The following is a 21,487-nucleotide window of genomic DNA, read 5'->3' on the forward strand; positions in this document are numbered from 1 at the left end:
ATCACGCGGAGGGAAAATCCAGCCCCGCTTTAATCGCGTCCGCCATGCGCGCAAAGCGAGCCATTTCCCGGACATCGTGAACGCGCACCATGTGGCAGCCTTGCTGGATGGCCCACACGACGGTCGCACCACCGCCTTCGAGCCGATCGCCGACCGTGGTGCCGAGCACTGTGCCAAGCGTGGATTTTCGCGAAGTGCCGACGAGCACCGGCCGGCCCAGCGCCACCAAGCGGTGGAGATCGCGGAGCACGGCGAGGTTTTGCGAAGCGTTTTTCGCAAAGCCGAAGCCCGGATCCAGCCAGAGTTGGGCCGATGCGATGCCGGCCGCCTGCGCGACCGCAAGGCTCAGCTTCAAATCGTCCAGCACGTCGGCCATGAAGTCGCCGTAGTTCCGGTTCGGTCGATTGTGCATCAGGATCACCGGGCATTTCGCCGTCGCGGCCACCTCAGCCATGCGGGTCGGCCTCGCGCCAGCCGCCCGCCACGCTGCGCGTTGCTCGCTGCTCACACCGTGCAGCAGGCCCCAAATGTCATTGACGATATCGGCGCCGGCGCGGATGGCGGCCTGAGCCACCTCCGCCTTGTAGGTGTCGATTGAAATGGGAATCTCTGGAAACGCATCCCGCAGCGCAGCCAACGCCGGTAGCACGCGCGCCAATTCCTGCACCACGCCGACCGGTTGTGCGCCCGGGCGGGTGGATTCTCCACCGAGGTCGAGGATATCGGCGCCGTCGGCGATCATCCGGCCGGCGCGCTCCACCACCGCAGAGGGCTCGGCGAGGGCGCCGCCATCGGAAAACGAGTCCGGTGTCACATTCAGCACGCCCATGATCAAGGTGCGCCGCCCGATCGGGGGCAGGGCGCGGCCGTGCGGACTTTGCCAGTAATCCATAATGCCGAACTCAGCGCGAACCGCGTCGGCTTTCCATCCGAAACCGTGCGATGTCACGGAATCGTCGTGACGCCGGGCGGGGCGCGGGAAAGGTTCGCCGGATGGCGTCGATCGGCTTCGAACACTGGCAGGCTTGGCAGCGCGAGGGCTGCACGCTGTTGCCGTTCGCGCTTACACTCCCGAACGAATCGCTGCCGGAAAATTTGCCATCGAACGAGGCGGCGCCGTTCGTCCTCTTGGAAAGTGCACAGGCGGGACGCTTTTCTTATCTGTGCGATCGCCCCCATCGGCTGATTGTGGGCGACGCCGAAGGCGCGGAGATCCGCTCGGGCGACGGCGTCGAGTGGCGCGAGCGGCGCCGCGGCGCGCCGCTCGAAATCCTGCAAACGCTGCTCTCCGCGTGCCGCGTGCCGGCGACGCCGCAGTTGCCCACAATGGCGGGCGGCTTGATCGGGGCGTTCGGCTACGACCTGGTTCGCACCTGGGAGCGGCTGCCGGAAATGGCGCGGCGCGATTCGTCCGTGCCGCTTTATGCACTGATCGAAGCGCGGGAGTTGTTCGTTTTCGATCACCGTGACCGTGTGCTGCACGTCGTGGTGTGGCGTGACGTCGTGACCGCGCACCGGCTGGCGGACGAGTTTGCGCGGGCCGAGGCACACGCGCGGCACGCACTCGCGCGCTGGACGACGGCGCGTGCGATGAACCCCGCTTCTTCCCGATCTCCGCAACCACCGGCTGCGGCCGAAAACCGCGCGAGTTTGCCACCCTCGATGACGGCGGCGGAATTCGAGTCCGCCGCGCGGCGGGTGCACGACTACATCGCCGCGGGGCACACGTATCAGGTCAATCTCTCGCGACGGACGAGCCGCGCGGTGGCACTGCCGCCGTTGCGGATCTATGAAGCGCTGCGTCGCGTGAATCCGTCGCCCTACATGGGATTGCTGCAGCTGCCGGAGTTTTCGCTCGTCTGTGGCTCGCCCGAGTTGTTGGTGAAATTGGAAAACGGCATCGTGAGCTCGCGCCCGATCGCAGGCACGCGTCCACGCGGTCATGCCGCCGGCGCGAGCGACGCGCATTTCTCCGCCGAACTCCTCGCGAGCGAGAAGGAACGCGCGGAGCATCTGATGCTCGTTGATCTCATCCGCAACGATATCGGGCGGGTCGCGGAATACGGCAGCGTGCACGTGCCGGAGTTCATGGTGCTCGAGCATTACTCGCATGTCATGCACATCGTCTCGCAAGTCGAAGGGCGACTGGCGGCGGGGCGCACGTGGCGCGATGTGTTTCAAGCGATGTTTCCCGGCGGCACGATCACGGGCTGCCCGAAGATCCGCACGATGGAAATCATCGAGGAGCTCGAACCGGTGGGGCGGGGCTTCTACACCGGTTCGCTCGGCTGGATCAGCTATGCCGGCGAGATGGAACTCAACATTGTGATTCGCTCGATGCTCGTGCAGGCGGGCGTGGCACACGTGCAGGCTGGCGCGGGCGTGGTGGCCGATTCGCAACCAGCCCGCGAACTCGACGAATCCGAGCGAAAAGCACAGGCTCTCTGGGTCGCACTCGCCGCGGCGGAAGCCGCCTACCGTACCTGAAACATGTCGACTTCCGCCCGAACGTCCCGACCGGTTTATCTGAACGGCCGCATCGTGCCCGCCGCCGAGGCGGCGCTGCCGGTCGACGATCCGGCGACGCTGCACGGATTTGGCTTTTTCGAAACGTTCCGGACCAGCGGTGGAAAACCGCATCATTGGGATTTCAATAGCGCGCGACTGGCGCGGAGTTGCGAAATCGCTCAGATCGCCTTGCCGCTGCACTTTCTCGCGCACGATCCGTCGCGGCTGCGCGAGGTGGTGAGCCAGCTGCTGGCGCTGCACGGCGCGACGGACGGTGTGTTTCGTTACACGGTTACGGGCGCGCCAGCGGAGCTGCTGTCGTTTCGCCCGCTGCCGCCGCCTGCGCCGAGCGACGGGATCGCGTTGCGCGTGCTGAACCTGCCGCGCGACAGCGGCGAGTGGATTCCCCGGCCGAAAAGCTGCAGCTATTTCAACGCGCTGCTCGGCGCGCGCGAATTGCAGAAGCGCGCGGTGGATCCGAGCGACGAAGGTTTGTTTTTGTCGCGCGAACCTTGGTCATTCGCGGATACCCAGCCGACGCGATTCGTGGTCGAGACGCCCCGTCAGAACGTGGCGTGGATCGAAGACGGACAACTTCGTTTCCCCGAATTCGCGCTCGGCGCGCTCGACGGCACCTGCCTCGCCTGGGTGCGCCAGCTCGGGATTCCGGCGGCGTCGGCGCGGGCCACCTTCGAGCAGTTGATCAAGGCAGAGGCCGTGTTGGTGTTGAATTCCGTTCGCGGCATCACGCCGGTGCGGACGATCTGGGACACCGCCGATCGGCTGGCCGCGGGCCCGCTGGCGTCCTCATTGCATCCGCTGGTGGTTTCGCTGCGGCGGCAATGGATCGAAGCGCTCGCCGCCACGACCCGAAGCTGATTGGTTTCGCGTCATGTCGAGCTCCGCCGTGTCGCCCTCTTATGCCGCCGCCCGCGAGTATCTGCTCGGGTTGAAAAAGCGCGGCGTGACGCTGGGCCTTGGCCGGATGCAGCGGTTCGCAGAAGCGCTGGGCGATCCGCAGACGCAGGTGCCGTGTATCCATATTGCGGGCACGAATGGCAAGGGCTCGGTTGCGGCGATGCTCGAGTCTATCCTCCGGCACGCTGGCTGGAAGACCGGCCTCTATACCTCGCCGCATCTCGTGCGTCTCGGCGAGCGCATCCAGGTCAACCGCCATCCGCTCAGCGATGCCGAGATCGCCGGCTACGTCGGGGAAATGCGCGCGGTGGCGGACGTGCGCGAGCAGGCGCTCGGGGCGGACGAGCACCCGAGCTATTTCGAGTTCATGACCGCGATGGCCTTCCTGCACTTTGCGCGACAGCGATGCGACATCGCGGTGCTCGAGGTCGGACTCGGCGGACGGCTTGACGCCACGAACATTGTGACCCCGGAGGTGAGCGTGATCACCTCGATCGGCTACGATCACTGCGACATCCTCGGGGCGACCCTGACGGACATCGCGACCGAGAAGGCGGGGATCATCAAGGCGGGCCGGCCGGTGGCGATCGGCCGCCTGCCTGCGGAGGCCGAGGCGCAGGTTCGCGAAATCGCCGGGTCGCGGGACGCGCCGATCCTGTCCGTTTGCCAGGAATTCGGGACGGAACTTTCGCCCTATCCCGAAACGAATCTCGCCGGCGATTATCAGCGCTGGAATGCGGCGACGGCCACGATCGCCGCGCGGGCGCTGTCGTCGCGCTGGCGATTGAATGCAGACGGAATCGCGCAGGCGTTGCGCCAGGTCGACTGGCCGGCGCGCTGGCAGGAGTTCGTCGTCGGCCGGCGTCGCGTCATTTTGGATACGTCTCACAACTCCGAAGGCGCCGAGGTGCTCGATGCCAATCTCGCCCGGTTGCGGGCGGCGGGTCGCGCGCCGATCGTGGTCGGCGGAATTCTCGGGCTCTCTCGCGCGAAGGCGCTGGTGCCCGTGTTTTGCCGTCACGCGCGGGAAATTCATTTCGTGGTGCCCGCGCAAAGCCGGGCGTGCCGGTTCGAGGAATTGCAGGCGCTGGTCGAACCGTCGTTTGGCGGACGCGTCTGCCGGAGTTCGGTGGATCAGCTGTTTCCTGCGCCGGATGTTTGCAATCTCGGCTCGCCGGGCGACACCGTCGTGGTGGCGGGCTCGGTCTATCTCGCCGGCGAGGTGCTGGCGCGGATCGAGCCGACGCGTGGACCCAACGAGGCGCGTTTGCAGGATTTTTGAGCGCGGGCAGAAGGGTGGGGAGGACAGCGTGCCGAGGCTTATCGGGCCCACTGTGTGGTTATAAGCGGCTGAGCGCTTTTGACCTTGTTGGCGACTTCCTCGTTAACTCCGCGCCTATGCAGCAAAAGACTCCCCGCAGTCCCTACGAGAAGCTGGGCGGCCTGGTTTTTCTCGGCCGCACCATCGACAAGATTCGGTTGAAGCGCTCAGGCGAGCTTCGCCCCGATTTCCACGAGATGATGGGCAAGGGCTTCGACGCCCGGCTGATGGATTTCCTCGGGCTGGATTATGCGAAGTTCGTCGAAGTTGTGCGCGCCGGTGCGAGCGACGACGAGTGCGTGGCTTATTGCATCGCGAATGGACGTCCCCTGACCGACAATGTGCTCGTGATCTGGAACGATTTCGCCTGCAAACGCGGCCAGAACGACTCGGCGACGCCGGTGTTGGAAAAGTTCAAGGCCGGTTCGGGTCTGTCCGATCGTGCCGATATCACGACGATCTTCGAATACATGGAAGTGGACGAAGGCCGGAAGCCGTAAGGTGGAGAGGAACGGCGCGCCGCGGTGAAGTTTACCCTTTACACCAGCGGGGCCGTTCTCTGTTTTCGACCGCTCTCTCCATGCAAAAGACCAAGAAGTCCATCGCCAAGCGCTTCAAGCTGACCGCCAAGGGCAAGCTTGTGCGCCGCACGCCCGGCTTCCGTCACTTGCTGGCCACGAAGAGCTCGAAGCAAAAGCGTCGAGCCTCGCGTGACAAGCTGGTGGCTGAAGGCCACGCCGCGCCGCTCAAGCGTGCGCTGCCGTTCGGCCTCTAAAGCCCGGGCATCCCAACTGTAATTTCGCCTGGCGGGTGATCCTTAAGCCGACCCGCCGGCGACTAACCTATAAAAGGAATAAACCAACATGGCTCGTGCAACGAACTCCCCCGCGTCGCGTAAGCGTCGCAAGAAAGTGCTGAAATACGCCAAGGGCTATTTCGGCAACAAATCGAAGCTGTTCCGCTACGCGAAAGACGCGGTCCAGCACGCCTGGCAATATGCCTACCGCGATCGCCGCAAGAAGAAGGGCGATTTCCGCGGTCTCTGGATCGTGCGTCTCAACGCCGCCTGCCGCAATGCCGGCATCAGCTACAGCCGCTTCATCGAAGGTCTGAAGGCCGCCAACATCGGCCTCGACCGCAAGGTCCTCAGCGACCTCGCGATCCGCGATGAGGTCGCCTTTAACGCCCTGGTGAAACAAGCCCAGGACGCGTTGAAGACCAAGGCCGCTTCCGCGAAGAAGGCCTAAACTCATCCCAACGCGAGCCCGGCAAAGGCTCGCCTCCCTGTCTCTCCCGGAGGACGGGCCTCACCCGAGGCGCCGTCCTTCGTTTTTTTGTCCCCGGAGAACTCGCCTCCCGGAAACTCCAGTTCGTCATCGCCTCGGTTTTTCCGTGTCTTCCCGGCGTCCGGTCCGCCAAACTCGTTCCTCTCCATGCAAGACCAACTTTCCGCCCTCGTCGCCAAGGCGCAGCCCGAACTCGCCGCGCTGAAAACGCGACCCGAGTTCGAAGCCGCCAAGGCCCGCTACGTCGGCCCCAACGGCGAACTCACCGCGCTCATGAAGCAAATGGGCGCCGTGCCGAAGGAACAACGCCCCGCGCTCGGCAAGCTCATCAACGAGACCAAGGGTCGCGTCCAGGCGCTGCTCGATGATGCCCTCCGCAGCATCGAGGCGCTCGAACTTCAGGCGCAGCTCGGCCCCGCGATCGATCCCACGCTGCCGTCGCCCGACGCCGGCCCCGGCACGTATCATCCGCTCACGCTCGTGCGCGAGGAGATGTGCCGCATCCTGCGGAAAGTCGGTTTCACCGTCGCCGACGGCCCCGAAGTCGAAACGGAATATTACTGTTTCGACGCGCTCAACACCCCCGCGGATCATCCCGCGCGCGACGCCCAGGACACGTTCTATTTCCCGGCCGGCGCCCGCTTCGGCAACGTCTCCAAGAAGAACCCCGACGAAAAGTATCTCCTCCGCACGCACACCTCGTCCGTGCAGATCCGCACGATGCTGAAAGGCGAGCCGCCGATCCGCATCGTTTCGCCGGGACGCGTTTATCGTCGCGACACCACCGACGCCACGCACTCGGCGAACTTCCACCAACTCGAGTGCCTCTACGTCGACAAGAACGTCACCGTTCGCGACCTGAAGGCGCTGCTCGACTACATCTTCGCCTCGCTGCTCGGCAAGGACACGAAGACGCGTTTTCGTCCGCACTATTTCGGCTACACCGAGCCGAGCTTCGAAGTGGACCTGAGTGCAAAACACCTCCCGAAGGTGAAGAAGGAATGGATCGAGATCGGCGGTTGCGGGATGGTCGATCCGACCGTGTTCGAAGCCGTCGGCTATGACCCCGAAGTCTGGACCGGCTACGCGTTCGGCATGGGCCTCGAGCGCCTCGCGATGCTGCTCTACGGCATCGATGACATCCGTTATTTCTACCAGAACGACCTCCGCTTCCTGAAACAATTCGCCTGATGCCAGTAGTGAGTAGCGGGTAGTGAGTAGCGAGCATTGCTCACCGCCCGGACCTACTCGCTACCCGCTACTCACTACTCGCTACTTCGAGCATGAAAATTTCCCTCAACTGGCTCCGCGACTATGTCGAGCTCACCGCTTCGACGGACGAGATCTGCCGCGCGATCACGTTTCTCGGCTTCGAAGTCGAGAACGTCCTCTCCACCGGCGCGCCGCAGCTCGAACACGTGGTCGTCGGCGAGATCCTCACGCGCGACCGGCACCCGAATGCCGACAAGCTTTCCGTCTGCACCGTCGACGTCGGTCCTGCGGGCGGCGTGAAGACCATCGTCTGCGGCGCGCCGAACTGCGACGCCGGCCGCCGCGTGCCCGTTGCGCTGCCGGGCGCCGTGCTTCCGGGCAACTTCGTCATCAAGCAATCGAAGATCCGCGGCCAGTCGTCCGACGGCATGATGTGCGCCGCCGACGAACTCGGTCTCGGGAGCGACCACGCGGGCCTGTTGCTCCTCGACGGCCAGCCGGCGATCGGTGCGCCGATCAACGACGTGCTGCCGCCCGGAGACACCGTGTTTGACATCGAGATCACGCCGAACCGGCCCGATTGCCTTTCGCACCTCGGCATCGCGCGCGAGCTCGCCGCGTGGTTCAAACTCCCGCTGCTGTATCCGCACGAGAAATTCCAGGGTAGCCTCAACGGCGCGCCGGTCCGCAGCGATCTGCTGCTCAACGTCTCCGTCCTCGCGCCGGAAATCTGCCCGCTCTACACCGCGCACGTCATTTCCGGCGTGAAGATCGGCCCCAGTCCCGACTGGATGCAGCGTCGCCTCGCCGCCGTCGGCGTGCGGCCGATCAACAACGTCGTCGACGTTGGCAACTACGTGATGCTCGAGACGGGACAACCGCTGCACGCGTTCGACGCGAAAAAGCTCGGCGGCCGCGAGATTGTCGTCCGGCCCGCGACCGACGGCGAAAAGATCGTCACGCTCGACGGCAAGGAGCGCACGCTCACGCATCGCATGCTCGTGATCGCCGACGCACAAAAACCGGTGGTCATCGCCGGCATCATGGGCGGCGAGGATTCCGGCGTCAGTGAAGACACCACGGATCTCGTGCTCGAGTGCGCGATCTTCAAACGCCAGTCGGTGCGCGCGACGTCGCGCAAGCTCGGCCTGTCGTCCGATTCTTCTTACCGCTACGAACGCGGTGTCGACCCGCATCTGGCTCTGGAAGCCGCCTGGCGGGCGATCGATCTCATTCTCGAAACCGCTGGCGGCCAGGTCGTCGGCCCGATGTTCAAGATCGGCGGCGATGTGCCGTGGCAGCGCGAGATCGTCGTCACTCACGATTTCATCACGGAACGGCTCGGCTTCGACATTCCTGCCGCCGATATGCGTGCCGCGTTCGAGTCGCTCGAACTCACGGTTACGCGCGAGGAACCCACCGAGCGCCGCGGTCCGGCGTGGACCGTCAGCGTGCCGAGCTGGCGCGACGACCTCGACCGGCCGATCGACCTCGTCGAGGAGGTGCTGCGTCTCTACGGCACCGAAAAAATCCCCGCCGCCGTGGTGAGCTCGCCCGGTCTCATGCGCGACGATGATGCGATCGTGGTGTTCAACCGTCGCGTCACCGACTACCTCGTCGGCCACGATTTCCACGAGTGCGTGAACTACACGCTGCGCCCCGCGAAAGAGATCGCGACGTGGGTGACGCAGACCGCCGCCGCCGAGCTCGCGCTCGCGAATCCGTTCGTCGAGGACCAGTCGCATCTGCGCCCGACGCTGATCACCGGCCTGCTCGAGACGTTGAAACTCAACCAGGCTCGCGGCGTGCCGGTTTCGCGCCTGTGTGAGACCGGTCGGATTTTTGTCGAGCGCAACGGTCAGAATTTCGAATGCGCCGCGGTTGCGTTCGTGCTCGCGGAGGACACGGAGCGTCGCTGGAAGCAGCGCGAGCCGGCCGATTTCTATTCGGTCAAACATCACGTCGAGGCGCTCGCCGCGCACGCGGGCATCGATCTTTCCCGTCAACCGCTGACGCCCACCATCGCGCCGTATCACGGCTGGCAGGAGGGCCACTCCGCGTCGGCCGGCGACATGGCGAACGGCTGGACCGCGCGATTCGGCCTGATGAACCTTGCGATGGTGAAGAACCTCGGCATCGAGGGCAAAGTTTACGCCGGCATCCTCGCGGTGCTGCCGGAACAGCTCTCGGCCGAAACCGCGCGCCGGCGCTACAGCGACTTCAGCCTGTTCCCCGCGGCGCTCCGCGATCTCGCGGTCGTGGTCGAGACTGCGACGCCGTCCGACGAAGTCCGCAAGCAACTCACGAAGCTCGCGCGTGCCGCGGTCGGTAATGCGTTCGCCGTGGAGAGCGTGGCCGTGTTCGACGTCTACCAGGGTGCCGGACTGCCGGAAGGAAAGAAGAGCCTCGCGTTTGCGCTCACGTTCCGCGCCGCGGATCGCACGTTGACCGACGACGAGGTGAATGCGGCGTTCAACAAGATCCAGGACGAGCTCGTGAAAACGACCTCGTATCAGATTCGGAAATAACCTTCGCCGATCCGCACCTCATGTCCGCTCCTACCGATCTCAACATCGACCATGTCGCGCAGCTCGCGCGTCTCGCGCTGACGCCGGAAGAAAAGGCCACGTTCGCCCATCAACTCGGCGACGTGCTCCACCACATCGAGCAGCTCTCGAAGGTGGCCGTCGCCGGCGTCGAACCGACGGCGCATGCGTTTGCGGTGCACAACGTCTGGCAGGAGGACGTCGCGCGGCCGGGGCTCCCGGTCGAGAAGGCGCTGCAAAACGCGCCGGCGCGACGCGGCCACATGGTCGTCGTCCCGAAGGTCGTCGAGTAAGGCGCGCTCGTTCGCGTCCGCACCTAATCCGTCATGGCTTCCGAGCTTTTCTACCAAACCGTTTCCGAACTTTCCGCCCAACTTGACGCGAAGACGCTGTCGTCGGTCGAACTCACGCGCGCCGTCATCGAGCGCACGAAGGCGGTCGATGCGCGGGTGCGGGCGTTCAACTCGTTCGACGAAGCCGACGCGCTCGCGCAGGCCGCGGCCGCCGATGCGCGTCGTGCCAAGGGCGAATCGCGCGGACCGCTCGATGGCATTCCGATCGCGTTGAAAGACGTGATCGCGGTCGAGAACCAGCCGCTCACCGCGTCGAGCAAGATGCTCGCGAACTTCGTTTCGCCCTACGATGCGACCGTCACGCAAAAGTTGAAAAATGCCGGCGTGGTGCTGTGGGGACGGCTCAACCTCGACGAATTCGCGATGGGTTCGTCGACGGAAAATTCCGCGTTTGGTCCGACGAGCAATCCCTGGGATCTCACGCGCGTGCCGGGCGGTTCGTCCGGCGGCAGCGCGGCCGCGCTCGCGGCGGGCGAGGCGATCGCGACGCTCGGCTCCGATACCGGCGGTTCGATCCGCCAGCCGGCGGCGTTGTGCGGCGTGGTCGGAATGAAGCCGACCTACGGTCTCGTTTCGCGTTACGGACTGATCGCGTTTGCGTCGTCGCTCGACCAGATCGGGCCGTTCACGCGCACGGTCGAGGACGCGGCGCTGGTGCTCGGCGCGATCGCAGGGCACGACGAGCGCGACTCGACTTCGTTCAAGACCGACATTCCGAACTACCGCGCCGAACTCGCAGCGCGCAAAGGGCCGTGGAAACTCGGCATCCCGAAAGAATATTTCGCCGACGGACTCGATCCCGAAGTCGGCGCGGCGGTAGAGCAAGCGATCGCGTTTTACCGCTCGCAGGGTTGCGAAATCAAAGAAGTCTCGCTGCCGCACACGCGCTACTGTCTCGACACCTACTACATCATCGCGACCGCGGAAGCGTCGTCGAATCTCGCGCGTTACGATGGCATTCGTTACGGCCACCGTTCGAAGGACGCGACCGACATCGTCGATTTGTATTTCAAGTCTCGCGCCGAAGGATTTGGCGCCGAAGTGAAGCGCCGCATCATCCTGGGCACGTATGTGCTCTCGAGCGGTTACTACGACGCCTATTACCTGCGAGCGCAGAAAGTCCGCACGTTGATCCGCCAGGATTTCCTGAACGCGTATCAGGAAGTCGACGCGCTGATCACGCCGACCTCGCCGGTGCCGGCGTTCAAGATCGGGGAGAAGAGCGATCCGCTCGCGATGTATTTGTGCGACATCTACACGATCGGCGTGAATCTGGCGGGACTGCCGGGCATCAGCGTGCCGTGTGGCTTTACGAAGAGCGGATTGCCGATCGGCATGCAGCTGATCGGGCAGCCCTTCCAGGAAGCCGGCCTCCTCGCCATCGCCCACGCCTACGACCGCGCGCATGAGTGGCGCGCCACCACACCGAACCTCTGAGGAGTGACACAGAGGGCACGAGAGGTGGCACAGAGAACACGGAGATGAATTCGGAGACAAACCAGCTCACCGAGCAGATCATTGGCGCGGCGATCGAGGTGCATCGCGAGTTGGGGCCGGGATTGCTGGAGTCCGCCTATCAGAAGGCGTTGGCGCACGAGCTCGCGTTGCGTAACCTCGTGTTTGAGGAACAGAAGCTTTGCCCCGTCCGCTACAAGCAGCTCCTGATTGAGGACGCTTATCGCGTCGATTTTTTGGTGAACGGGCTCGTCGTGGTTGAGCTGAAAACGGTCGATGCCCTCACTGATGTGCACGAGGCCCAAGTGCTCACCTACTTGAAGTTCACGGGCTGCCATCTCGGTCTGCTTCTCAATTTTAGCTCAACCACTTTGGTCAAAGGTCTTCGCCGCCTAGCTCTGTGATCTCTGTGCCTCCTCTCGTGCCCTCTGTGTAATTTCTCATGTCCTACGAAGCAGTCATCGGCCTTGAAGTCCACGTGCAGGTCAAAACGGCCTCGAAGATTTTCACCCGCGTCGGCGCTGGCTACGGCTACGAGCCGAATACGTTGACCGACCCCGTCGTGCTCGCGCTCCCCGGCACGCTGCCGGTGATGAACAAGGCCGCGCTCGACGCCATCATCAAGGCGGGCCTGCTGCTCGGCTGCAAAATCGCGCCCGTCTGCAAGTGGGATCGGAAAAACTATTTCTATCCCGACTCGCCCAAGAATTACCAGATCTCGCAATACGACCAACCGATCTGCCTCGGCGGCGAGGTCGAGATCGAGCTGCCCGGCCCGGCGCGCAATGTCATGGGCGAGCACATGCGGATCCCGCTCACGCGCATCCACCTCGAGGAGGACGTCGGCAAGCTGAACCACGGTTCGGCCGATTCGCTCGTCGACTACAACCGCGCCGGCACGCCGTTGATGGAGATCGTATCGGAGCCTGCACTACACTCGGCCGAGGAGGCCTTCGCGTATCTCACCTCGCTGCGCGCGACCATGATCTACGGCGGCATTTCCGACTGCGACATGGAGAAGGGGCAGCTGCGCTGTGATGCCAACATTTCGATCCGCCCGGTCGGCGAGACGAAGCTCGGCACGAAGGTCGAGCTCAAGAATCTCAACTCCATCTCGTTCGTCCGCGACGGCATCGCGCACGAGATCAAACGCCAGATCGCGGTGCTCGAACGTGGCGGCACGATCGTTCAGGAAACGCGCGACTACGACGGCCAGACCGGCACCTCGCAATCGCTCCGCTCGAAGGAGATGGCGCACGACTACCGCTATTTCCCGGACCCGGACCTGATGCCGGTCGTCGTCGACGATGCCTGGAAGAACCGGATCGCCGCGGAGTGCCCCGAGCTCCCGTTCGCCAAGCAGCGCCGGTTCTTCGACGCGTATCAGCTTCCTTACACGCTCACCTCGGTGCTCGTCTGGGACAAAGACCTCGCGGACTACTTTGAGGAAGCGGCCAAACTCAGCGGCAAACCGCAGGCGGTGGGAAACTGGATCGTCAACGATCTGCTCCGCGAAACGGGCAACGCGAAGGTCTCGCTCGCCGACGCCAAGGTGCGTCCGGCGCATATCGCGGAGCTGGTGAAGCTCGTCGATGCCGGCACGGTGCTGACCAACGCGGCGAAGGAAATCTTTGTCGAGATGTTTGCCACCGGCGAAACGCCCAGTGCGATCGCGGATCGCCGCGGACTGAAGGCGGCGCCGACCGACGCCGGCGAACTCGAGCAGTGGTGTCGTGACTCGATCGCGGCTAACCCCAAGGCCCTCGCGGAGTTCAAGGCCGGCAAGGACAGCGCGATCAACGCGTTCAAGGGCCCGATCATGAAGGCCGCCAAAGGCAAGGCGAATCCCAAGCTGGTGGACGAGACGCTGCGGAAAATTCTGGCTGCGATGTAGCTGCAACGAACGCCGCCGATCCGTTTCGCGCTTGGCGGATCGATGGCAGTTTCAAGTTGTGATCGTCGCGGATTCTTCGGCGTGAGAGTGCATTTTTTTTATCTCACCGGCGGATCGACTTGCGCAGTGCGCGCCGACGGCTTCCAGCCGTCGCGATGTCCCAGAAACATGGATGCAGGAAGCGGATTCGCCGACGAGCGCCGTCGCGACGGATTTCGAATCTCTCGCGTAAGTCGATGCCGCCAGCAGTGCACCTACGCGGCGCTCTCATTTGTCGCTTCTGTCCTTGGTAAAATGTGCCGTAAGCAGCATCCGGTAATCGCCCCATCCCGTGAACCGTTCGCTGCTGCTCCTGGTGCAAATCGGCCGCTTTTGTTTGGCGGTGGCCGGCGCGAGCTCGGTGGCCGTGCTCGCGCAGCAGCCCGCCCTGCCGGTTTCACCGGCGAACGGCGAAGGCCCCGGGGACCAACCTGCTCCGATCGTGCTGACCCCGTTCGTGGTGCGGGAGAAAAGCGGGCGTGGCCTGATGGCGGACCGGCTGGACGACTATCGGCCGATGGAGTTTGCCGGTGCGCTGGATCTGGCGCGCTCACCCGATGACGCGCTGCCGTTTGCGGTTTATGGGCGCGAACAGATGGCGCGGAGCGGAGCGGTGACGCTCGAAGACTTTCTGCGTCGTGAACTTTTGGATGCGACCGGCCGCACCGGCGCAGATCAGGCGGGCGGCGGCTTCGCGGCGCTCACGTCCGGCTCCGGGTTGCAACTGCGCGGTTATGCGGCGGACGAAACCGTCGTGTTGATCAACGGGCGCCGCTTGCCGGAATCGTTGACGAGCGGTCCGAACGCCCAGCCGCAATCGCCGGATGTGAACTTCATCCCGCTCAGTCTCGTGGAGCGCGTGGAGGTCCTGCCGATCTCCGCCTCCGCGCTCTACAGCGGTAATCCCGTCGGCGGCGTGATCAACATCGTGCTGCGGCCTGATGCGGACATCACCGAAGTCAGCGCGAATTATTCCAATACGCTCGGCGGCTTCGACGCCTCGCAACGGACGGCGTCGCTGTTGCACAGCCGGTCGCTGTTGGACGGCAAGCTGCGCCTGCGGCTCAACGCCACGATTACGACGATCGACCCGCCCACCGAAGCGGAACTGGGCTATATTCGTGCGCGGCTGCGTGGGGCGCCGATCGCTGTCGCGCGAGTTTACGGCGCCACGCCCAACGTCCGCAGTGCGAGCGGCGCGCCGCTTTTCGGTGCGGGTTCGGAGAGCTTCACGTCGGTCGCACCGGGTTGGAACGGGACGCAGACCGCCGCGGAGTATGCGACGCGCGCGGGCGTGGCGAATCGCGACCTGCTGAGCGCGCCGCGCGGTTTGGCGAACACGCCGGCGAGCGAGAACTTTCCCTATGGCCAGCGCCAACGCGGCGAGAGTTTTTTTGCCTCAGCGAACTACGATCTCTGCTCGTTCCTTCAATTGGCGGTCGACGGCATGATGTCGCGCATGAATGTGACGCGCGGCTACGATGTGCTCGCGGCGGAACTGCAACTCGCGGCCGATTCGCCGTTGAATCCGTTCGGCCAGGCGGTGCGAGTGAACGTGAACGACCTCGCGCCTCTGCTCGGCGAGGATTACAGCCGCGCGCAGCGGGAGTTTTCGTCGCTCGTGGCGAGCGCCGTCATCAAGCTGCCCGCGGACTGGCGCGTCACGTTCGACACGCAACGCGGGCGTCAGCTGACGAAGTATCGCGGACTCGCCGGCGCGAGCCCGGCACGCTGGCAACAGCTGGTCGATCGCGGCATTTATCAGCCGCTGCGGGACACCCAGGTGTTTGCGCCGCCGCCGGAGTTTTACGACCGCGTGCTCATTTACGCGGGCGGACGCGACCAGACCGTGACCGTGGGCGATTACGAAACGTGGGACTCGGCGCTGCGGATCAAGAACACGTCGCTGCGGCTGCCGACGGGCACCGCGGCGGTGAATGGCGGCGGCGATTTCCGGCTGACGCAGCTGAAGTCCTACACCGATGAGCAACGTTTCGGGGACGGTTCGCTCGCGGCCGTGCCGGTGCACTGGACCGGTCGCACGTTGCAGCGGTTGAGCGTGTTCGGCGAGGTGCAGGCGCCGCTGGTTCCCATGTCGTGGCTGCCGTTCTGGCTGCGCAGCGTCGAGGCGGACGTGGCGGCGCGTTATACAATTGCGGATACGACGCAGGAGGCGAACGTCGCGCCGACGGGCGGTCTTAAGCTTGGGCTGCCAGGCGGATTTGCGCTGCGCGGATCGGTGGCGACGTCGAACCGCTTGCCGACGCCGATCATGAATCAGAAGCGTTCGCTCGCGCCGCCAGTGCGGGCGTTGAGCGCGGGCGGCGTGAATTATGTTTCCATCTTCGATCCGGTGCGCGGCGAAACCTACGGCGTGCGCGCGGGCGATGCGCTTAATCCCGATCTGCGGCCGGAGTCGGCGGTGACAAAAAGCGTGGGCGTGCTCTGGGAACGCGGCGGCACGCACCGCTGGCGGGTGGCGATCGATTTTGTGGATACGCAGAAATCCGGGGAGTTGATTTACCTCGATCCGCAAACGGCGGTGAATCTGGAGAATCTGTTTGCCAATCGCGTCGCGCGAGCGCCGCTGGCACCGGGCGACTCGGCGGCGGCGGGTTATGTGACCTCGGTGCTGACGGGAAATTTTAACCTCGCGTGGCGGCATTCGCAGAATGTGAACACGACCGTCGATTACGCGTGGACGGAGTGTTTTGGCGGCGTCCTCGACGTCTATGCGCGCTGGATCGAGTTTCAGCGCTACGAGCGGCAACTGCTGCCGTCGTCGCCGATGGTGGATCAGTTGCGCGCGCCGGATGGGACGAGCGGCGGACTCTTGCGCCATCGGGCGAATGTCGGCGCAGGCTGGACGGGGCGCGGTTACGGGCTGCGGCTCGATGCGCAGTTTTACGATGCACGGAAATTGCCGATGATCGAGTGGGCGAGTCAGGGCGCGTCGGAGATCGATCCGTATCTGCAGTTCGACGCGACCGTGCAGAAGAATCTCAGCAGCTGGCTCGGCTGGCGCGGGCGACGGGATCGGCTCGTTGGCCAGCTGCGCGTCGACAATCTTTTCAATGCCGCGCCGTCGTTCTATGCGAACGCGCCTTCGGGCGCGGGCGTGCAGGTTTACGGAGACTGGCGGCGGCAAACCTATTCGTTGTCGTTGCGCGCAACGTTTTGAGGAGAACTCCGATCGCGTATCCGGAAACTACATATCGCCAATCCGCGGGGCGCGTTTTCCTTTCAGGACGGCGCCGCGGACGCTGATGTAGGGCAGCTCGACGCCTTCGCGCGCCGCGCGCAGCAGGAGACCGCCGCGACTCATGTCGCCGCGACCGACGAAATCGGCGGGAAACATCAGACGTTCGCCGAAGACCTCCAGCAGGACGTCGCGGTATTTCGCGGTCGCGATGCTGCCGAGGAGAATGACGTGGCCATCCGCAGCCAGCAGGCGGGCGAGCGCTTTGGCGTCGCGGCGGAGCGGTTGGTGGTAGCGCGGATCGTCCTCGTGGATATCGACGTCGCCAAACGCGCGCAGCGCGGCAGGAGTGACATGCGTCAGCGGATCGAGCAGCCCGGCATTCGTGGTGATCACGCGGATGCGTTCGCCGCGATCCTCCCGCGCGAAGCGCCGAGCGTAGGTGATCTTGCCGCGGAAATAGAGCCCGCTCGCGAACGTGAAGATCTCGGCGAGCGACAGACCTTCGCGGTGAAACTGACGCGCGAGCGCAAACGGCGCGTTGGGGTTGAGCAGGAGGCCGGCGCGCACGCCGCCGACCTTTGCGGGCGAAAGAAGGAAAACGCGCTGCACGCCAGCCAATGACCGCGCGGCTCAGGCGCGGTTCGGCTCGGCGCGCACGGGAATCGCGGGCGAAGCGGTCACACCGTGCACAACGCGATGGCGTTGCGCAGCGAGGTGAGCGGGTCGCGCGTCGGAATGAATTCCTGGCCGACGAAGCCTTTGTAACCGGTATCCCGGATCGCCTGCATGATCGCGGGGTAGTTCAGCTCCTGGCGATCCTGCGACTCGAACTCGTGCCGGCCGGGATTTCCGCCGGTGTGGTAGTGGCCGATGTAGGCATGGTTTTCCTGGATCGTGCGGATCACGTCACCTTCCATGATCTGCATGTGGTAGATGTCGTAGAGGAGCTTGAAGCGTTCGGAGCCGACACGCTTCACGAGCTCGACGCCCCAAGCGGTGCGGTCGCACATGTAGTCCTTGTGGTTCACCTTGGAGTTGAGGAGCTCCATGCAAACGGTGACGCCGCGCTTCTCGGCTTCGCCGACGATCTGCTTCAGGCCGACGGCGCAGTTTTCGAGACCCTGTTCGTCGGGCATGCCATCGCGATTCCCGGAGAACACGATCACACTCGGGAGGCCGGCGTTGGCGACTTCGCGGATGCGCTCGATCATCGACGACACGTATTTGGCGTGATGTTCGAGGCGATTGAACCCCTTCGGGATGTTCGTCGTGCCGTTGGCCATCGCGCAGGTGAGGCCGTGGCGCTGGACGACGGGCCAGTCGGCGGGATCGAGCAACTCGATCGATTGCAGGCCCAGCTCCTTGCCGGCGCGCGCCATCGTTTCCAGCGGGATGTCCTTGTAGCACCATTTGCACGCGGAATGGTTGATCGAGCCGGTGGCCGCGGCGGGCCGGGCGCTCGCCACGGGTGTATCGGCGGCGCGGAGACGGGGAAGGGCCGCGACGGCGGCGACGGTGGCGAGCGACGTGATCGCTTCGCGGCGGGTGAAGGTTGGTTTCATGGGGGAGTAAAACGGGTGACGTGGATCGCGCCGGGGCTACGCGGAAGAGCAAAACGCTTTTACGCTTCTGGCAAGGACCCACTTGCAAGTTTCGGCCGCTGCGGTAGCCTCGCGCATGGCGACCTCAAAACTGACTGCTGGAATATCCCGTCGGGATGCATTGAAAACGCTCGGTGCCGGTGCGGCGCTGCTGGGCTTGGGTGGACTGCCGTTCCGCGGCGTGGCGGCGGAATCTTCGGGTGGAACGGCGATGGGCCGGGCGGCCGCAGGGAAAACGTCGCAGCCGTTTCAGCTGCCGAAACTCGGTTACAGCTACGATGCGCTGGAGCCGCACATCGATGCACGCACGATGGAAATCCACTACACGAAGCATCATCAGGCCTACATCGACAACGCGAACAAGGCCTTGAAGGATCATCCCAAGCTGCAGTCGCTCTCGGCCGAGGACATCTTGGGAGATCTCAACGCGGTGCCGGAATCGATCCGCACGACCTTGCGCAACAATGTCGGCGGCCACGTGAACCACACGTTTTTTTGGAAAGTGATCGGGCCGAATGGCGGCGGCGCGCCGGATGCCGCGGTGGCGGGCGCGATCGGGAAGGCGTTTGGTTCGGTCGACGATTTCAAGAAGCAGTTCGCCGACGCGGCGATGAAGCGATTTGGCAGCGGCTGGGCCTGGTTGAGCGTGAAGAATGGCGCGCTGCAGGTGCACTCGACCGCGAACCAGGATTCGCCCTTGAGCGAAGGAGCCATTCCGCTGCTCGGCCTCGACGTGTGGGAGCACGCGTATTATCTGCATTACCAGAATCGACGCGGCGATTACGTGTCGGCGTTCTGGAATGTCGTGAACTGGGAACAGGTCGCCGAAAACTATCGCGCGGCCCTCGCGTAAGCGGCGACGCCATGAACCTGGCGCGCCGGCTGCGCGCTGAGGAATTTGGCAACGGGTCCGTTCCTCTTGGGGACGGACCTTTTTGTTTTGCAGGCGTAGCGGTGCGCCGACGGCGGGGATTCTTTTTTGGTTTTGAACCACGGAAGGCACGGAAAGCACGGAATGCTGACTTTCGTCTGCCGACCTGAGTCCGCGGCCGCTCCGGGCGTTTTGTGCGCTCCGTGGTCTAGATCAGGAGGTAGCGGCGATCGTCCCGATCGCCGTGGTGAGGTGGCAACGGTGTCCGACGTATCCTGAGTTGGGCGGGCGCCCAACGTGAAAACTGGTCAACAGCCCGGCGGGGACGCCGGGCTCCACCTGTTAGGAGAGGGACGATGTGGCGTCGGCTGACTGTGACCCGATGGGATTCGATTGCGCCACGGCAGAGTTGCGCGCGAGCAGGCGGGTTCCATGCTCGGCGCGATGACTACCCCACGACTGCTGTCGGTTTGGTGTTCGATTCTCTGCCTGGCGACGGGCGTCGGTGCGCAGGCGAAGGAAGCGTTGACATTGACGCGTCCGAGCGTGGCGCAATGGGAGTTTCTGAGTCCGGAAAAGGTCGCGCTGGAGTCCGTCGCGACGTTTGACCCGGACAGCGTGGTGAAGCTCGCGGGCAAACCGATGGGCTATGTGGTTTCGCGCGAGACCTTCGAAAATTGTGCGTTGCACGTCGAGTGGCGTTGGACGGCGAAACCCGGCAATTCCGGAATTCTGGTGAACATCGATTCCGGTCCGATCGACGACCATCTCTGGCCGCGCTGCCTGCAGGTTCAGATGAAACATGCGCGCGCGGGCGATCTCCTGCCGATGGCGGGCGCGATGTTTCGCGAGCCGCTCACTTCTCCACCGGGCGTGAAGCCGCCGCTGCGCGCGCGACTGGGCGATGACAGCGAGAAACCGGCGGGCGAGTGGAACGTGGCCGATATCGTGTGTCGCAATGGCGTGATCGAGGTGACGATCAACGGCGTGAAACAAAACCGCGTGACCGACTGCCGGCCGTCGAGCGGACGCGTGGGCTTTCAGTTCGAAGGCGCGCCTTACGAAGTGCGCCACGTATCCGTCGAACGGCTACCGTAGCGCGGCCGCGTCATCGTCCGTTGCGACGATTGCGCGTGAGGAGCGTCGCGGCGGTCAGGCCGGCGGCGGCGAGCAAGGTGCCGGTGAGCACGGGGTGCATCGTCGCGCGCGTGTAGTAGCTCGAGCGCATTACGTGTCCGGGAGCGTTGCCGCGCACCTGCCCGCCTTCGCCCGGGCGATGGAGCGCGCCCTCGCGATCGCGCCGGGCCGGACCGCGGCTTTGCGCGGGGATCATGAACTTCTCGCTCACGCGATCCATCAGGCGCGGCATCGCGCGGTTGGCGACGCTCATCGTCTTCGACGCGCTGCCGATGTAGAGGTCGCGTTTGGGATGCGCGGCGGCGAAGAGAATCGCGCGGGCGACTTCCTCCGGCTGATAAACGGGCGGCGGCAGACTCGGCTCCTCGTCGAGGTAGTTTTTAGCGTGTTGTGGATACGGCGTGTTGATCGCTGCGGGTTTGACGAGGGTGACGGAGACCGGGGCCGACTCGGCTTCGAGCTCCATGCGGAGCGCGTCCGTGAAACCCTTCACCGCGTGCTTGCTGGCTGAATACATGCCCTGGATCGGGATCGCCTGGTCGGAGAGCACGCTGCCGAGATTGATCAGAGCGCCGCCGCGCTGCTTGAGGTGGCGGAGGGCAACGAGCGAGCCGTGCACGACGCCCCAGAAGTTGGTTTCGAAAAGCCGCCGGTGATCCTCCTCGCTCGCTTCCTCGAGCCGCCCGTAGAGCGAGACGCCGGCGTTGTTGATCCACGTGTCGAAACCGCCGAAGCGGGCGACGGCGGCGTCGGCCGCGCGTTCGAGATCCTCGCGGCGGGCAACGTCGCCGGTGACGTGAATGGCTTGGCCCTCGCGGGCGTTGATCTCGTCGACGATCGTTTTGAGGGCGTCCTCGTTGCGGGAGAAAAGCACGAGGCGCGCGCCCTCGCGGGCGGCGGCGCGCGCGGTGGCGAGACCGATGCCGCTGGAGGCGCCGGTGATGACGATGACCTGTTCGCGGAGAGGTTTGAGTTTCATGGTAGGGAATGGGTTGCGATCGAAGACCGGGCGGGGCCGCGGGCTTGGATCATTTTGCGGACCATAACGGCGGGCGCGCAGGGCTGCCATGGGGTGGATTCGGAAACGGAGATCGGACGCAGGGCCGAAGCAGCCCGATAAGGGCGGCTCACGGAGGTTGAAAGA

General features: G+C 64.6%; 19 protein-coding genes. 15 read left to right on the forward strand and 4 right to left on the reverse strand.

What is annotated here, in order from left to right; genetic code table 11:
* Nucleotide 1: 1 nt before the first annotated feature.
* Entirely contained in the window at nt 2–829 is an 828-nt protein-coding gene (gene folP, locus AC6RV7_RS08295) for a dihydropteroate synthase (protein ID WP_500094194.1), read from the reverse strand.
* 164 nt (nt 830–993) lie between these two features.
* On the opposite strand from folP, the gene AC6RV7_RS08300 reads away from it, so the two are divergent.
* The 13 genes from AC6RV7_RS08300 to AC6RV7_RS08360 all read left to right on the forward strand — a co-directional run bounded on the left by AC6RV7_RS08300 (nt 994) and on the right by AC6RV7_RS08360 (nt 16,713).
* On the forward strand, nt 994–2,487 hold the full coding sequence (locus tag AC6RV7_RS08300; RefSeq protein ID WP_500093501.1) for an anthranilate synthase component I family protein: 1,494 nt from the start codon (nt 994–996) through the stop codon (nt 2,485–2,487).
* Between the two features lie 3 nt (nt 2,488–2,490).
* Nucleotides 2,491–3,387 carry an aminotransferase class IV gene (locus AC6RV7_RS08305; protein WP_500093502.1) on the forward strand — a complete coding sequence of 299 codons (897 nt, stop codon included), beginning with the start codon at nt 2,491–2,493 and terminating at the stop codon, nt 3,385–3,387.
* 13 nt (nt 3,388–3,400) lie between these two features.
* Nucleotides 3,401–4,708 carry a bifunctional folylpolyglutamate synthase/dihydrofolate synthase gene (locus AC6RV7_RS08310; RefSeq protein ID WP_500093503.1) on the forward strand — a complete coding sequence of 436 codons (1,308 nt, stop codon included), beginning with the start codon at nt 3,401–3,403 and terminating at the stop codon, nt 4,706–4,708.
* Between the two features lie 116 nt (nt 4,709–4,824).
* Nucleotides 4,825–5,247: a DUF5069 domain-containing protein gene (locus tag AC6RV7_RS08315; RefSeq protein ID WP_500093504.1), complete on the forward strand. Its 423-nt coding sequence runs from the start codon at nt 4,825–4,827 to the stop codon at nt 5,245–5,247.
* An 80-nt stretch (nt 5,248–5,327) separates the two neighbouring features.
* A complete protein-coding gene (gene rpmI, locus AC6RV7_RS08320) occupies nt 5,328–5,522 on the forward strand; it encodes a 50S ribosomal protein L35 (protein WP_500093505.1) in 195 nt (64 codons plus the stop codon).
* Between the two features lie 88 nt (nt 5,523–5,610).
* Entirely contained in the window at nt 5,611–5,994 is a 384-nt protein-coding gene (rplT, locus tag AC6RV7_RS08325; RefSeq protein WP_500093506.1) for a 50S ribosomal protein L20, read from the forward strand.
* A gap of 186 nt (nt 5,995–6,180) precedes the next feature.
* A complete protein-coding gene (gene pheS / locus AC6RV7_RS08330) occupies nt 6,181–7,224 on the forward strand; it encodes a phenylalanine--tRNA ligase subunit alpha (protein ID WP_500093507.1) in 1,044 nt (347 codons plus the stop codon).
* Nucleotides 7,225–7,316: 92 nt separating this feature from the next.
* The gene (gene pheT, locus AC6RV7_RS08335; protein WP_500093508.1) at nt 7,317–9,773 is read left to right on the forward strand and encodes a phenylalanine--tRNA ligase subunit beta; all 2,457 of its coding nucleotides are present in this window, start codon (nt 7,317–7,319) and stop codon (nt 9,771–9,773) included.
* A 20-nt stretch (nt 9,774–9,793) separates the two neighbouring features.
* Complete coding sequence (gatC, locus tag AC6RV7_RS08340; RefSeq protein WP_500093509.1) at nt 9,794–10,084, forward strand: Asp-tRNA(Asn)/Glu-tRNA(Gln) amidotransferase subunit GatC; 291 nt, start codon at nt 9,794–9,796, stop codon at nt 10,082–10,084.
* Between the two features lie 33 nt (nt 10,085–10,117).
* Nucleotides 10,118–11,581 (forward strand): Asp-tRNA(Asn)/Glu-tRNA(Gln) amidotransferase subunit GatA, encoded by a 1,464-nt coding sequence (gatA, locus tag AC6RV7_RS08345; protein WP_500093510.1) that lies wholly within the window; start codon nt 10,118–10,120, stop codon nt 11,579–11,581.
* Nucleotides 11,582–11,625: 44 nt separating this feature from the next.
* Nucleotides 11,626–12,003, forward strand: coding sequence for a GxxExxY protein (locus tag AC6RV7_RS08350; protein ID WP_500093511.1), 378 nt, complete (start codon nt 11,626–11,628; stop codon nt 12,001–12,003).
* A 38-nt stretch (nt 12,004–12,041) separates the two neighbouring features.
* Nucleotides 12,042–13,493 (forward strand): Asp-tRNA(Asn)/Glu-tRNA(Gln) amidotransferase subunit GatB, encoded by a 1,452-nt coding sequence (gene gatB, locus AC6RV7_RS08355; protein ID WP_500093512.1) that lies wholly within the window; start codon nt 12,042–12,044, stop codon nt 13,491–13,493.
* A gap of 331 nt (nt 13,494–13,824) precedes the next feature.
* Complete coding sequence (locus AC6RV7_RS08360; protein WP_500093513.1) at nt 13,825–16,713, forward strand: TonB-dependent receptor plug domain-containing protein; 2,889 nt, start codon at nt 13,825–13,827, stop codon at nt 16,711–16,713.
* Between the two features lie 27 nt (nt 16,714–16,740).
* Here the strand turns inward: AC6RV7_RS08360 and AC6RV7_RS08365 are convergent, their stop codons facing one another.
* Complete coding sequence (locus AC6RV7_RS08365) at nt 16,741–17,343, reverse strand: hypothetical protein (RefSeq protein WP_500093514.1); 603 nt, start codon at nt 17,341–17,343, stop codon at nt 16,741–16,743.
* Nucleotides 17,344–17,411: 68 nt separating this feature from the next.
* Nucleotides 17,412–18,296: a hydroxypyruvate isomerase family protein gene (locus AC6RV7_RS08370; RefSeq protein WP_500093515.1), complete on the reverse strand. Its 885-nt coding sequence runs from the start codon at nt 18,294–18,296 to the stop codon at nt 17,412–17,414.
* Between the two features lie 115 nt (nt 18,297–18,411).
* Between AC6RV7_RS08370 and AC6RV7_RS08375 the strand changes: the two genes are divergently transcribed.
* Together AC6RV7_RS08375 and AC6RV7_RS08380 are read left to right on the forward strand one after the other, a co-directional pair.
* The gene (locus AC6RV7_RS08375; protein WP_500093516.1) at nt 18,412–19,188 is read left to right on the forward strand and encodes a superoxide dismutase; all 777 of its coding nucleotides are present in this window, start codon (nt 18,412–18,414) and stop codon (nt 19,186–19,188) included.
* Between the two features lie 462 nt (nt 19,189–19,650).
* A complete protein-coding gene (locus AC6RV7_RS08380) occupies nt 19,651–20,304 on the forward strand; it encodes a 3-keto-disaccharide hydrolase (RefSeq protein WP_500093517.1) in 654 nt (217 codons plus the stop codon).
* Nucleotides 20,305–20,314: 10 nt separating this feature from the next.
* Here AC6RV7_RS08380 and AC6RV7_RS08385 read toward each other — a convergent pair whose 3' ends face one another.
* Entirely contained in the window at nt 20,315–21,322 is a 1,008-nt protein-coding gene (locus tag AC6RV7_RS08385; RefSeq protein WP_500093518.1) for an SDR family oxidoreductase, read from the reverse strand.
* Nucleotides 21,323–21,487: the final 165 nt, after the last annotated feature.

This window comes from Opitutus sp. sgz309028, from assembly GCF_059821195.1.

Bases quoted from the DNA above. Each gene is read 5' to 3' on its own strand.
- AC6RV7_RS08350 (WP_500093511.1), top strand. From the start codon at position 11,626: ATGAATTCGGAGACAAACCAGCTCACCGAGCAGATCATTGGCGCGGCG.
- AC6RV7_RS08315 (WP_500093504.1), top strand. From the start codon at position 4,825: ATGCAGCAAAAGACTCCCCGCAGTCCCTACGAGAAGCTGGGCGGCCTG.
- AC6RV7_RS08375 (WP_500093516.1), top strand. From the start codon at position 18,412: ATGGCGACCTCAAAACTGACTGCTGGAATATCCCGTCGGGATGCATTG.
- AC6RV7_RS08300 (WP_500093501.1), top strand. From the start codon at position 994: ATGGCGTCGATCGGCTTCGAACACTGGCAGGCTTGGCAGCGCGAGGGC.
- pheT (WP_500093508.1), top strand. From the start codon at position 7,317: ATGAAAATTTCCCTCAACTGGCTCCGCGACTATGTCGAGCTCACCGCT.
- AC6RV7_RS08310 (WP_500093503.1), top strand. From the start codon at position 3,401: ATGTCGAGCTCCGCCGTGTCGCCCTCTTATGCCGCCGCCCGCGAGTAT.
- rplT (WP_500093506.1), top strand. From the start codon at position 5,611: ATGGCTCGTGCAACGAACTCCCCCGCGTCGCGTAAGCGTCGCAAGAAA.
- AC6RV7_RS08305 (WP_500093502.1), top strand. From the start codon at position 2,491: ATGTCGACTTCCGCCCGAACGTCCCGACCGGTTTATCTGAACGGCCGC.
- AC6RV7_RS08385 (WP_500093518.1), bottom strand. From the start codon at position 21,322: ATGAAACTCAAACCTCTCCGCGAACAGGTCATCGTCATCACCGGCGCC.
- gatA (WP_500093510.1), top strand. From the start codon at position 10,118: ATGGCTTCCGAGCTTTTCTACCAAACCGTTTCCGAACTTTCCGCCCAA.
- gatB (WP_500093512.1), top strand. From the start codon at position 12,042: ATGTCCTACGAAGCAGTCATCGGCCTTGAAGTCCACGTGCAGGTCAAA.
- gatC (WP_500093509.1), top strand. From the start codon at position 9,794: ATGTCCGCTCCTACCGATCTCAACATCGACCATGTCGCGCAGCTCGCG.
- AC6RV7_RS08380 (WP_500093517.1), top strand. From the start codon at position 19,651: ATGACTACCCCACGACTGCTGTCGGTTTGGTGTTCGATTCTCTGCCTG.
- AC6RV7_RS08370 (WP_500093515.1), bottom strand. From the start codon at position 18,296: ATGAAACCAACCTTCACCCGCCGCGAAGCGATCACGTCGCTCGCCACC.
- rpmI (WP_500093505.1), top strand. From the start codon at position 5,328: ATGCAAAAGACCAAGAAGTCCATCGCCAAGCGCTTCAAGCTGACCGCC.
- folP (WP_500094194.1), bottom strand. From the start codon at position 829: ATGGGCGTGCTGAATGTGACACCGGACTCGTTTTCCGATGGCGGCGCC.
- pheS (WP_500093507.1), top strand. From the start codon at position 6,181: ATGCAAGACCAACTTTCCGCCCTCGTCGCCAAGGCGCAGCCCGAACTC.